Here is a 12,750-nt window from a genome sequence, read left to right as displayed (position 1 = left end):
GGTTTGTGTGATGGTGTAGGGGGGGTTGATGTCGTGTTCTTGCAGGTTCGCTCCGGGGCCGATGCGGTCGATGACGGCGAACAGGCCCGGGGGGTGCAGCGGGGTCAGCACGCCGTGCCAGGTGCCGCGGCGCAGGTTGATGCCCTGGCCGGGGGCCGTCACGAAGGCCAGCGGGCGGCCCGGCACCCCGCCGTCGTCGGGCGCGACCACCACAAGGAACGGCTCGGGCCCCATCGGCACGAAGGCCTGGCTGCCCTCCGGGTGCCGCTCCAGCAGGTCGAGTTCCAGCGGCAGCGTGCGCGGCACGGCCTGGAACAGGCTGATCCCCGCCCGCCCGTCGCCGAAATCCAGCCCCGCCCGGTCGTGGAACCGCCCGCACAGCCCGCGATTGATGATCCGGTCCGGCGCCCCCGCCGCCTCCAGCACCTCGCCGAAGGGCGCGAACCCGGCCTGCGTCAGCGGCTGTGCGGCGATCGTCCGGCTCATCGCGCCAGCAGGTCCCGCACCCGCAGCGCCGCGATCCGTTCCACCTGGCGGCAGGCCTCGGCGAACTCGGCCTCCGGCGCGTTGCCCAGCCGCCGCTCGAACGCGCGCAGGATCCCCGCCTTGTCGTGGTCGCGCACCGCGATGATGAACGGAAAGCCGAACCGGTCCGTGTAGGCCGCGTTCAGCCGCGTGAACGACGCCCGCTCCGTGTCGGTCAGCGCATCCAGCCCCGCCCCCGCCTGTTCCGCCGCGCTGTCCGCCGTCAGCCGCCGCGCCGCCGCCAGCTTGCCCGCGAGGTCGGGATGCGCGCGCAGCACCTCCAGCCGCTCCGCCTCCGATCCGCCGCGGAACGCCCGCACCAGCGCCGAGGACAGCCCCGTCGCCGTGTCATGCGCCGGGCCGAGTTCCAGCGCGAAGGCCCGCTCCGCCACCCAGGGCGAATGTTCGAACACGCCGCCGAAGGCCGCCACGAACCCGGCCCGGTCCATCCGCGACGGGCGCGTTCCGGCCGCCGCGGGCGGATGGGTCGCCGCCCAGTGATCCGCGATCTGCTCGCGCGTGGCGAACCACACCCCGTCATGGCCGCGCACGTGATCGAGGAACCGGCGCAGCGCAACCGCCCGCCCCGGACGCCCGGCAAGACGGCAGTGCAGCCCCACCGACATCATCTTCGGCGCGCCCGCCACCCCTTCGGCGTAAAGACAATCGAAACTGTCGCGCAGGTAGGTGAAGAACTGCTCGCCCGAATTGAAGCCCTGCGGCGTGGCGAAGCGCATGTCGTTCGCGTCCAGCGTGTAGGGCACGACCAGCTGCGCGCGCCCGCCCGCCTCGATCCAGTAGGGCAGATCGTCGGCGTAGCTGTCCGCGACATAGGCGAAGCCGCCCGTCTGCGCGGCCAGCTCCACCGTCTGCATCGAACAGCGCCCGGTGTACCAGCCGCGCGGGGCTGCGCCCGTGACCTCGGTGTGCAGGCGGATCGCCTCGGCCATGTCGGCGGCCTCCTGCGCCGGGTCCATGTCCTTGTACTCGATCCATTTCAGCCCGTGGCTGGCGATCTCCCAGCCCGCCGCCTGCATCGCCGCAACCTGTTCGGGGCCGCGCGCCAGCGCCGTGGCCACGCCGAACACCGTGACCGGAAGGTCCGCCATCATCCGGTGCAGCCGCCAGAACCCGGCCCGCGCGCCGTATTCGTAGATCGATTCCATGTTCCAGTGCCGCTGGCCCGGCCAGGCCGCCGCGCCCACGATCTCCGACAGAAACGCCTCCGACGCCGCGTCCCCGTGCAGAACGCAGTTCTCGCCCCCCTCCTCGTAGTTCAAAACGATCTGAACCGCGATCCGCGCACCCCCAGGCCAGCAAGGATCCGGAACCAAAGGCCCATGACCACAAAAATCACGAGGGTAACGAGACATAAAGAAAATCCTCCGGAAGATCGGGCTTACTGCCCGGACCTTGGCGCGCTTTCATGCCGCGCGAAAGACCCGGATCGTGATTTTCGCACGTCAGTCCGCGCGGCGCAGCGCGCCGAGCCAGCGCAGGTCCGGCTCCTGCGGATCCGACGGCCGGTATTCCGCCCCGATCGCCCCGCGATAGCCCACCCGCGCCAGCGCCGCCAGCACCGCGGCGGGATCGAGCGTGCCGCGATCCGGTTCGTTCCGGGCCGGAACGCCGGCGATCTGCACGTGCCCGATCAGCTTGCCCAACCGCGCCAGCATCGCCGGCACGTCGTGTCCCATGCGGGCAAGGTGGTAGCAGTCGGCCATGATCCGCAGGTTCGGCGCACCAAGCCCGGTGATCAGCCGCACCGCGACATCGGGATCAGACAGCGCATAGCCGGGTACGTCATGGCGGTTGATGGGTTCTATCAGCAGCGTGACCCCGTGCGCCGCCGCGGCCCGGCAACAACACTCCAACGTATTGGCAAACACGTCCAGCGCCTCGGGCGCGGTGCTGATCCCGGCCATCACGTGGATCATGGGCACCCGCGCCTGCACCGCGTAGGCCAGTGCCGTGTCGAAAGCCGCACGCGCTTCGTGCTCGCGGCCCGGCAGCGCGGTCAGACCGAATTCGCCCGCCCCGCCAGGCGCCGTGTTCAGACTTAGCAATTCCATCCCGGCGCGGTCCAGAACCGCGCGCAGATCCGCGGCGGGGATGGCGTAGGGCCAGTGACACTCCACCGCGTCGAAGCCCGCGGCGGCGGCTGCCGCGATCGCGTCCGGCAGGTCGAGATGCGTCCAAAGTAGGCCCAGATTGGCGGAAATCCTCACCCCGCCAGCCGCGCCAACGTGACGCCGTCCGCCTCCAGCGCGCCGCGCACGGCAGCCGCGATCGCCACCGCCTCGGGTGTGTCGCCATGCAGGCAGATCGTGTCGATCCGTGCCGGCAGGCTCAGCCCGCCTTCGGTCAGGATGGCACCCGCCGCGACCATTCCTGCGATGCGCCGCGCGGCCACCTGCGGGTCGTGAATCACAGCCCCCGGCAGGGACCGGTCGACCAGCGTCGCATCATCGTTGTATGCGCGGTCGGCGAAGATCTCGCCCGCAATTCGGCATCCCAGTGCCTCGGCCGCGCGTTCCTGCGCGGTGCCCACCAGCACCATGACGATCAGGTCGGGGTCGATTTCCAGCGCGGCCTCGTAACAGGCGGTGGCCATCGCCGCATCATCCGCCGCCATGTTGGCCAGCGCGCCGTGCAACTTGAGATGTGCCACGCGACCGCCCGCCGCGCGCGCGATCGCCTGCGCCGCGCCAAGCTGGTATTGCACGAGGTTGCGCAGTTGCGACGCGGGCAGAGACATGCGCCGCCGTCCGAAACCCTGCAGATCGGCGAAGCCCGGATGCGCACCGATCCCAACACCGTTTTCGACCGCAAGGCGCATCGTGCGCGCCATAACGTCCGGATCGCCCGCGTGGAACCCGCAGGCGATATTGGCAGATGTCACGATGCGCAGGAGATCAGCATCGCGCCCCATCACCCAGGGCCCGAAGCTTTCGCCCATGTCAGCGTTGAGATCCACCTTCCGTGCCATCGTCATCCTCCGTCTGCTGGTGCGCTCATGGTGGGATGCGGCGACGGGAATGGCAACACGGGTCAGTCATAGCGCAGGTCGGTCGCCTTGCCACGGAACACGGTGTAGGCGAGTACCGAATAGGCGATGATCACCGGCAGCACGACCAGCGCACCGATCAGTATGATGAACAGGCTTTCCGGCGCGGCGGCTGCCTCGAACACCGTAAGGCGTTCGGGCACCACGTAGGGGTAGAACGAATAGGCCAGCCCGCCGAAGGCCAGCACGAACAGGCCAACGGCGCCGGTGAAGGGCAACCAGCACCAACGGTCCTGCGGCGCGGGCAACCGGCCCAGCAGCCGCCACAGCCCGATAACCAGCGCGACCGACCCCAGAGGCAACGGCGCAAGAAGGATCACTTCGGGCCAATTGAACCATTTGTCCCAGATCCGCGCGCTGACCATCGGCGAGGCGGCCGAGACGGCGGCCATGCCCAGCCCCGCGCCCCATAGTCCGCCGCGCGCCCAGCCTACCGCCTTGCGCTGCAGGTCGCCCTCGGCCTTTCCGATCAGCCAGACCGCGGCGATAAAACTGTAGGCGACGGTGAGAAACACCCCGGTCAGCACCGAAAAGGCCAGAGTCGCAGCGGTGATCTGCAGCCCCATGATATAAAGGCCAAGCATCACCCCCTGCGAAAACGCTGTCAGGAACGATCCGGCAAAGAATGCGTGGTTCCACATCACCTTGCGCGGCGCGGGCGCCTTGGCACGGAACTCAAATGCAACACCGCGCAGGATCAGGCCGATCAGCATGACCGCCACGGGCAGGTAGAGCGTGCCGAGGATCGCGCCATGCGCCTGCGGGAAGGCCACCAGCAGCAGGCCCACCGCCAGGACCAGCCAGGTTTCGTTGGCGTCCCAGAACGGGCCGATCGAGCCGACCATGCGATCCTTCTCGGCCTCGGTGGCGAAGGGAAACAGCAGCCCGACGCCCAGGTCGAACCCGTCGAGGACCACGTAGATCAGGATGGAAAGACCCATCAGGCCAGCAAAGGCGAGCGGCAGCCAGATGGCGGGATCACCGAACATGTTCATGGCATCACTCCGCAGGAAGGGGCAGCGGGCCTTGCGGCGCGGACGGGCCGCCCTGCGCCGACGCCTTGCGCGCAAGGTGCAGGACCGCGCCAACATAAGCCAGCATCAGCGCCGCATAGACCGCGAGATAGGCGATCAGCGTCCCGGCGACCATACCGCCCGCCACGTCTCCCACCGCCGCCTCGGTGGTCAGCACGCCCTGCACCAGCCATGGCTGTCGGCCGATCTCGGTAGTGTACCAGCCCGCAAGCGTCGCAACCCAGCCCGACAGGGCCATCGGCACCGCCGCCAGCAGCACCGGGGTGGGCAATCCGTCCACGCCGCGGCGGCGCAGCAGCAGTACCGTTGCCCAGGACAGCGCCAGCATCCCAAGTCCCGTGCCGACCATCACGCGGAACGACCAGAACACCTTGCCCACAGGCGGATGCAGCACCGTTCCATCCTCGGCAACGAAATCGTTCAGGCCCGGCACGACGCCGTCCGCATGGTGCGTCAGGATAATGCTGGCGAGGTTCGGGATGGCAAGTTCAAGCCGGTTCTCGCGGGCCGCCTCGTCCGGTAACGCGAACAGCAGCAACGGCGTGTTCGGTCCGGTCTCCCAGTTGCCTTCCATCGCGGCCACCTTGGCAGGTTGGTGTTCGAGCGTGTTCAGCCCGTGCATGTCACCCATGAAGATCTGCACCGGGATCAGCGACGCGCCAAGCACAGCGCCGGTGACCAGCGTGCGCCGCACTTCGTCCGATCGGTCGCCCCACAGGCGCCGGAGCGCTGAGAGGCCCAGCAGAAGGAAGGCCACGGTCAGGCCCGATGCCAGCAGCATGTGCGCCAGCCGGTAAGGCATCGAAGGGTTGAACACGATTGCCGCCCAGTCGGTCGCATGGGCAACGCCGTCGCGCATTTCGAACCCTTGGGGCGTGTGCATCCAACTGTTCAGCGCGATGATCCAGAACGCCGATACGGTCGTTCCCAGCGCCACGATGACGGTCGCGCCGGTATGCGCCCAGCCCGGCACGCGGCTGTAGCCGAACAGCATGATGCCGACAAAGGCCGCTTCAAGAAAGAAGGCGGTCAGCACCTCGTAGGCCAGCAGCGGACCGGCGATGTTGCCTACCGTGTTCATGAAACCCGGCCAGTTGGTGCCGAACTGGAACGACATGGTGATCCCGGACACGACGCCCATGGCAAAGGAGAGCGCAAACACCTTCACCCAGAAAAAATAGGCCCGCATCCACGCCGCGTCGCCGGTGGCGGCGAAGCGAAACTTGAAGAACACCAGCACCCAGCCAAGCGCGATTGTGATGGTGGGAAACAGGATGTGGAACGAAATGTTTGCCGCGAACTGGATCCGCGACAGGACAAGCGGGTCAAGCACGTCCATCGGTGTCTCCTTTTTGCCGTACGCGGCCCAGCGAGAGCACATCCGCCGGTCCGCTGATGAATTTCTGCAGCCTCGCGCCCATCTTCAACAGCGCGACCAGACGTTCGGTTTCCAGCCGGGCCATATCGTCATGCCAACCGGTCAGAAGCTCGATCAGTTCGCGCATCTCGGTGATGCGGGCGCGCGCGACCGCGTCCTCAGGGGCCGTGTCGGCCAGAAGTTCGAGGTCGCGCAATTTGGTCAAGGTCGGGTCGATCTCGCGCTTGCGGCGTTCGGCCACCAGCGTGCGCAGCATCTGCCACAAGTCGTCTAGGGTGGTAAAATGGTCACGCCGGTCGCCGGGAATGTGCCGCAGCAGAACCAGGTTCCAGCCCTGAAGCTCCTTCAGGCCCATCGAGACGTTTGATCGCGAAACGCCTAGCGCTGCGACGATATCGTCGGCGCAAAGTGGACGTTCGGACAGGTAAAGCAGCGCGTAGATTTGCCCGACCGTGCGGTTGATGCCCCAGCGCGAGCCCATTTCACCGAAATGGAGGATGAATTCCTGACGAAGATGCGAGAGCGCCATCGGCCCCTTCCGTGATTTCAGTTATTTCTGAAAAGACAGATAGGGCGAAAGGCGGATGGTGGATGCGACATATGCGCCGCACCCTGCTCCGTCGCGGAAAGGCGCAGTGCGCGTGCCGATCAGGGCTTGCCGCGCTTGGGAAAAGCGTTGCCGCCCCGGGGGACGCCGCCCTTGCCGTGGGGTGCGCCGCGCGGCTTGCCGACGGGTTTTCCACCGGGTTTCCCGGCAAACTTTCCGGTCGGCTTACCACCCGGCTTGCTGCCCGGCGGGACGAAGCGCTGAGAGGTGTCGCTGGCGCGCGGGGCTGGCGCGCGCGCGTCGCCTTCGGGAGCGCGGCGCGGCTTGCCGTTACGTAAACCGGGCTTGCCGCCCTTACCAAACGGCGCCGAGCCGCGCCCGTCACGGCCCGGCATGCCGCGCGCATCGGGGCGCTTGCCCGATGGCGGGCCTGCCCGCTTGGCTGAGGGATCGGCATCCGCGCGGCGCGGCCCGGGCGTGTCACCGGACTTGTGGCGCGGCTTGCGCTCCGCTGCCGCAGCGTCCGGCGCGGCCGGTCGGGGACGCGCGGCGCGCTCTGCCCTGTCAGGACGTTCGGTCCGGTCCGGACGTGCGGCCTGTGCCTGTCCGTCGGGGTTCCAACCTTCGGCGCGCGGGGACTCGCGCAAAGGCGCGTCGGCGTCGCGCGAGGCCCGGGCGGAGGCAGGATCAACCGCCCGTTCGCCCGCCCGTTCGGGGTCCGGCGCGCGGTCAGGACGCGGGGCACGGTCGGAACGCGGCGCACGGTCGGGACGCGGACCACGGTCGGGACGCGGTGCCCGCGCAGCCGGCGGCCCCATATCCGGCTTTCCTTCCAGCACCGTCAGCACCATCCCCTCTTCTAGCGTCCGCTCCGGGCCAAGCGCGGCAAGAAAGCCCGGCATCGCGGCCTCCGCCAGTTCGACAAAGCTCTCCGTCTCTTGCACGCGGATCGCTCCGATGGCGGTCTTGTCGATGTTACCGGCGCGGCACAGGAGCGGCAGCAGCCAGCGCGGCTCAGCCCGCTGAGCGCGGCCCACGGGTACCGACACCCAGACGCCCGGCCCGAACTCGCGCGGCGCGCGCGGCGCCGCGGCCTGGTCGGGCGCCCCAAGATCCTCGGGCGCGGACACACCCTTGCGAAACAGCCGCAGGTAGGCAGCGGCGATCTGGGACGCGCTGTACCGCTCCAGCAGCCGGTCCGCGAAAGCGGTTTCCGCCTCGGTCGGGCTGTCGGACCAGGACGGGTCGTTCAGCAGCCGTTCCTCGTCGCGCTGCAGGATGTCCTCAGCCGAGGGCGCGACGGTCCATTCGGCCGTCAGGCGGGCAAATTTCAGGATGCGTTCGGCCTTCTTGCGGGACTTCGGCGGCACGATCAGCGCACTGATCCCCTTGCGCCCGGCGCGGCCCGTGCGGCCCGACCGATGCAGCAAAGTTTCGGGATTGGACGGCAGTTCGGCATGAACGACAAGATCCAGCCCCGGCAGATCGATCCCGCGCGCGGCCACGTCGGTCGCCACGCAAACGCGCGCGCGCCCGTCGCGCATCGCCTGCAGCGCGTGGGTCCGCTCGGCCTGGCTCAACTCGCCCGACAGCGCGACTGTTGCAAAGCCGCGGTTGGCGAAGCGCGCCGCCAGCCGTGACACCATCGCGCGCGTGTTGGCGAACACGATGGCATTGTCGGCATCGTGGAACCGCAGCACGTTGATGATCGCGTTCTCGGCATCCGCCTGCGCCACCGCCAGCGCCTGATAGGCGATATCGGCGTGCTGCCCCTTGCCGCCCGTGACCTGCACGCGCTCGGCATCGTTCTGATACTTGGTGGCCAGCGAAACGATCGCGGGCGGAACGGTGGCCGAGAACATCAGCGTACGCCGATCCGCTGGCGCGGCGGCGAGGATGAATTCCAGATCTTCGGAAAACCCGAGGTCCAGCATCTCGTCCGCCTCGTCCAGCACCACGGCGCGCAGCCCCGACAGATCGACAGACCCGCGCTGGATGTGGTCGCGCAGTCGGCCCGGCGTGGCCACGACGACATGCGCCCCGCGATCGAGCGCGCGGCGTTCGTCGCGCATGTCCATCCCGCCGACACAGGTCGTGACCACCGCGCCCGCCTTTGCATAAAGCCAGGACAACTCGCGCATGACCTGGAAGGCCAACTCCCGTGTCGGCGCGATCACCAGCGCCAGCGGCGCTTCGGCACGGCCGAACCGGCCGTTCTGCGGCAGGATCGTGGGCGCGATGGCGAGCCCGAAGCCCACCGTCTTGCCTGACCCGGTCTGCGCCGAGACCAGAAGGTCGGACCCGCTGAGCGCGGGATCAGTGACGGCGGTCTGCACGTCGGTCAGCGTCTCGTAGCCGCGTTCGGCCAGCGCCTGCTGCAATGTCTCGATCATGGTGCGATATCTTTCGTATCAAGCCGGGCCGCGCCCCTTGCGCCTTGGCCCCGAAAGGTCTCACCCGCTCCCATGCCGGACAGACCCGAAGCGCGGGCCATACGCCTGCGTCGCCGCGCTGTCGAGGGGTCTTGTTCATTTGCCCCCCGGCATCCGGCAGGGGCGGCGCGCGCGGCACATCCCCGGCACGCCCCACCGTCCGGTGAAGCTGGCGCGTCAGTCGGCGCCAAGCGGGCCGTCGCCGCTGGCAAGCCCTTGCAGGATCGGGCAGTCCGGGCGGCCGTCCCCGGCACAGGATCCGACAAGCTCCGCCAGCGCCAAACGCATTGCCGTCAACTCTTGCAGCTTGCGGTCGATCCGCCCCAGATGATCCTCGGCAATGCGCTTCACATCGGCGCTGGCGCGAGCCCTGTCCTCATAGAGCGCCATCAGCCCCCGGCAGTCCTCGATGCTGAACCCGAGCGACCGGGCGCGCCCCAGAAAAATCAACTTGTGCAGGTCGCTTTCCCGGAAATGTCGATAGCCGTTCTCGCCGCGCGGCGGTCGCACGAGGCCAATCTCCTCGTAGTAGCGGATGGTCTTGGCCGGAAGTCCCGCACGGCGGGCCACATCCCCGATGTTCATGGCGGCCCCCGTCATTCGGCCGGTTGCCCGCGCAGCGCGCCGCCCGGGGCTCCGCCCGCATCGGGCAGTCGCGGCGGGCGGGCGCGGCGCAGCCGCAGCGCGTTGCTGACGACGAAAACGCTCGACAGCGCCATTGCGCTGGCTGCCAGCATCGGAGAAAGCAGCACGCCGAATAACGGATAAAGCGCCCCGGCGGCGACAGGCACCAGCGCGGCGTTGTAGCCGAATGCCCAGAACAGGTTCTGACGGATGTTGCGCAGCGTGCGGCCCGACATGTCGAAGGCGGCGACGGCGCCACGCAGGTCGCCCGACATCAGCACCACGTCGGCCGCCTCGACGGCGACGTCGGTGCCGGTACCGATGGCGATGCCCACATCGGCCGCCGCAAGCGCGGGCGCATCGTTGATCCCGTCCCCGACGAACGCCACGCGCCTGCCGCCACGCCGCAGATCGTCCAGCGCGGCGACCTTGCCGTCCGGAAGCACCTCGGCGACGACATCGTCGATGCCGACCTGCGCGGCGACCGCGCGCGCCGTGCCCCACGTATCGCCCGTGACCATCGCCGCGCGCAGGCCGAGCCGATGCAGCGCCGCGATCGCCTGCGCGGCCTCGGGCTTGATCGGGTCGGCCACCGCCAGCACCGCCACGATGCGCCCGTCGAGCGCCGCGAAAATCGGCGTTCGGCCCCGCACGGCAAGATCGTCCGCTCGCGCCGCCAGTGCGCCGGGGTCGATCCCTTCGCGCGCCATGAGCCGCGCCGCGCCGACCAGCACACGCCGCCCCCGTACGGACCCGGACACGCCAAACCCGGGATGCGGCTCGAATTCCGTCACCTCGGCGGGCGCAGCTCCCTCGGCCCGCGCTGCCGAAAGGATCGCCTGCGCGACCGGGTGCTCCGACCGGGTTTCCAGCGCAGCAACGGCGGCCAGCACCTCCGCCCGGTCCGCGCCGGGGGCCAGGTGCAGGTCTGTCAGCTCCGGTCGGCCCTGCGTCAGCGTGCCCGTCTTGTCGAAGGCAACGACATCTACACCCTGCAGCGCCTGCAGCGCGTCACCCCGGCGAAACAAAACGCCCAATTCGGCGGCGCGCCCTGTGCCCACCATGATCGAGGTCGGAGTCGCAAGCCCCATCGCGCAGGGGCAGGCGATTATCAGCACCGACACGCCGGCCACCAACGCGTGGCTCAGCCGCGGGTCCGGCCCGACCAGCAGCCAGACGAGTACGGTCAGCGCCGCGAGCGCGAGGATTGCCGGGACGAACCACAGCGTCACCCTGTCGACCAGCGCCTGGATCGGCAGACGTGCGCCCTGCGCGTCCTCCACCATGCGGACGATCTGGGCCAGCGCCGTATCGCCGCCCACCCGCGTCGCGCGCAGTGTCAGCGCGCCGCCTCCAACAACCGTGCCGCCCGTCACCGGATCGCCCGGCCCCTTCGGCACCGGCAGCGGTTCACCGGTCATCATACTTTCATCGACCTGCGCGCGGCCCTCCGTCACCTCGCCATCGACCGCGATCCGCTCTCCGGGCCGCACAAGCAGCAGGTCTCCGACCGCGATACGCTCCAGCGGCACATCCTCGCCCGCCGCGTTGTCGGGCCCACCGCGCAAGACGCGCGCCGTGCGTGGCTGCAGCCCCACCAGCCGCCGGATCGCGGCGCCGGTGCGGCCTTTTGCGCGCGCCTCCAGCCAGCGTCCGACGAGAATCAGTACGACGATCACCACCGCAGCCTCGAAATAGACCGCGCGCGCGGTTTCCGGCAGCAGGCCCGGCGCGAAGGTCGCCACCAGCGAATAGGAATAGGCGGCCCCGGTGCCGACCGCGACAAGGCTGTTCATATCCGGCGCGCCGCGCAGCAACGCCGGAATGCCGCTGGAAAAGAACTGACGGCCCGGCCCGGCGAGTACGAGGCTGGCCAGAGCGCACTGGATCAGCCAACTCGCCTGGTGCCCGATCGTGCCGCCTATCCAGTGATGGAAACCGGGCAGCAGGTGGCCGCCCATTTCCAGCACCACAACGGGCGCGGCGATCAGACCTGCCCCCAGCGCACGGCGCCGTTGCAGCTGCGCCTCGGCCAGCTTGCGTGCGCCGGGCATCTCGGGTTGCGTTGCGTCACGCGGGGTGGCCGGATAGCCCGCTGCACCTGCAGCCTGCGCGATACGCCCGGCATCGGTCGCACCGGCAAGGAAGCTGACCTGCGCCTCCTCGGCGGCAAGGTTCACCGACACGTCCAGCACGCCGGGTACGGCGGCCAGCGCGCGCTCCACCCGGGCCACGCAGGACGCGCAGGACATGTTCGCCACGCTCAGGCGAAGTGTTTCCCGGCGCGGGGGATAGCCGACCTGCGAAAGCGCCTCCGCCGCGCGGGGCAACACACCCGCGTCGGCGACCCCCAGCCGTGCCGTTTCTGCCGCAAGGTTCACCTCGGCCGCGGTGACACCAGGTACGGCAGCAAGCGCCCGCTGCGCCCGCCCGGCACAGCCCGCGCAACTCATCCCCTCGATCGCGACAGTGACGGTCAGACCAGCATCCCCTGTGTTGGGTCCGGGGCGTGTGCTCTGGTCGCTGCGGAGATCGGCGTCGTTCTGGGTCATCAGATTCCCTTTCGCTCTTAGTTCCAGATAGGGGTTCCCACAACTGGAAGGTCAAGAGGCCGCCCGTGCGGATGAATAAAACGCGGACACCGGCGAAACTTTCCGCAAGCACGCGGCGTATATGGTTAACGGGCCTCTTGTCGGGCCCGCACAAAAACAGGGAAGAACCGATGTCAGCTTACCAGATCCGCGCCCGCGCCCTCTGCATGGCGATGGCCGTGACCCTTGCCCAACCCGCCACTCTGGCGGCCCAAACCGCACCCGACAGCATCCGGGTGTATTTCGACACCGGCAGCGCCAGCGTGGCCACCTCTCAGCAGGAGGCACTGGACCGCGCCGCGCGTCTGTTCCGCGAAGGCAACCCGTTCGTCATGATCGTGGCGGGCACCGCCGACCGGGTCGGCGCACCGGGCGTGAACCTGCAACTGTCCGTGCAGCGCGCGGCGGCGGTGGCCAACGGTCTGGCCGCGCGGGGGATCCCCGCCGACCGCCTGCAGGTCGTCGGGCGCGGGATAAGCGAATTGCCGGTAGAGACGCCGCAGGGAGTGCCTGAACCCGAGAACCGAGTTGTCGAGATCACCTGGCGCTGAG

General features: G+C 69.1%; 11 protein-coding genes. 1 reads left to right on the top strand and 10 read right to left on the bottom strand.

Translation table 11 applies throughout. The annotated features are described in order from the left end of the window. From DKT77_RS05815 to DKT77_RS05770, 10 genes are all read right to left on the bottom strand, one after another. The coding region (locus DKT77_RS05815) for an ureidoglycolate lyase (RefSeq protein ID WP_109810119.1) at positions 1-486 on the bottom strand (486 nt) is incomplete at its 3' end. Then, positions 483-1,898, bottom strand: coding sequence for an allantoinase PuuE (puuE, locus tag DKT77_RS05810; RefSeq protein ID WP_109810120.1), 1,416 nt, complete (start codon positions 1,896-1,898; stop codon positions 483-485). The genes DKT77_RS05815 and puuE, both read right to left, overlap by 4 nt. Positions 1,899-1,988: 90 nt before the next feature. Continuing rightward, positions 1,989-2,753: a hydroxypyruvate isomerase family protein gene (locus DKT77_RS05805; protein ID WP_109810773.1), complete on the bottom strand. Its 765-nt coding sequence runs from the start codon at positions 2,751-2,753 to the stop codon at positions 1,989-1,991. Continuing rightward, positions 2,750-3,514 (bottom strand): LamB/YcsF family protein, encoded by a 765-nt coding sequence (locus tag DKT77_RS05800; protein ID WP_109810772.1) that lies wholly within the window; start codon positions 3,512-3,514, stop codon positions 2,750-2,752. Before DKT77_RS05800 ends, DKT77_RS05805 begins: the two co-directional genes overlap by 4 nt. Positions 3,515-3,576: 62 nt before the next feature. Further along, complete coding sequence (locus DKT77_RS05795) at positions 3,577-4,587, bottom strand: cytochrome d ubiquinol oxidase subunit II (RefSeq protein WP_109810771.1); 1,011 nt, start codon at positions 4,585-4,587, stop codon at positions 3,577-3,579. A 4-nt stretch (positions 4,588-4,591) separates the two neighbouring features. Continuing rightward, positions 4,592-5,965 (bottom strand): cytochrome ubiquinol oxidase subunit I, encoded by a 1,374-nt coding sequence (locus DKT77_RS05790; protein ID WP_109810770.1) that lies wholly within the window; start codon positions 5,963-5,965, stop codon positions 4,592-4,594. Further along, positions 5,952-6,533 carry a GbsR/MarR family transcriptional regulator gene (locus DKT77_RS05785; RefSeq protein WP_109810769.1) on the bottom strand — a complete coding sequence of 194 codons (582 nt, stop codon included), beginning with the start codon at positions 6,531-6,533 and terminating at the stop codon, positions 5,952-5,954. The genes DKT77_RS05790 and DKT77_RS05785 overlap by 14 nt, the downstream gene beginning before the upstream one ends. A 119-nt stretch (positions 6,534-6,652) precedes the next feature. Continuing rightward, a complete protein-coding gene (locus DKT77_RS05780; RefSeq protein WP_109810768.1) occupies positions 6,653-8,944 on the bottom strand; it encodes a DEAD/DEAH box helicase in 2,292 nt (763 codons plus the stop codon). Positions 8,945-9,160: 216 nt separating this feature from the next. Further along, complete coding sequence (cueR, locus tag DKT77_RS05775) at positions 9,161-9,568, bottom strand: Cu(I)-responsive transcriptional regulator (RefSeq protein ID WP_109810767.1); 408 nt, start codon at positions 9,566-9,568, stop codon at positions 9,161-9,163. Positions 9,569-9,579: 11 nt separating this feature from the next. After that, positions 9,580-12,159 carry a heavy metal translocating P-type ATPase gene (locus DKT77_RS05770; RefSeq protein WP_109810766.1) on the bottom strand — a complete coding sequence of 860 codons (2,580 nt, stop codon included), beginning with the start codon at positions 12,157-12,159 and terminating at the stop codon, positions 9,580-9,582. 170 nt (positions 12,160-12,329) lie between these two features. Between DKT77_RS05770 and DKT77_RS05765 the strand changes: the two genes are divergently transcribed. Then, positions 12,330-12,749 (top strand): OmpA family protein, encoded by a 420-nt coding sequence (locus tag DKT77_RS05765; protein WP_109810765.1) that lies wholly within the window; start codon positions 12,330-12,332, stop codon positions 12,747-12,749. Position 12,750: the final 1 nt, after the last annotated feature.

Origin of the sequence: Meridianimarinicoccus roseus (genome assembly GCF_003172915.1) — a bacterium.
In the GTDB taxonomy this organism is placed as follows: domain Bacteria; phylum Pseudomonadota; class Alphaproteobacteria; order Rhodobacterales; family Rhodobacteraceae; genus Meridianimarinicoccus; species Meridianimarinicoccus roseus.
Note: the sequence above shows the minus strand (reverse complement) of the source record. Positions and strands in the feature narration are given on the sequence as shown.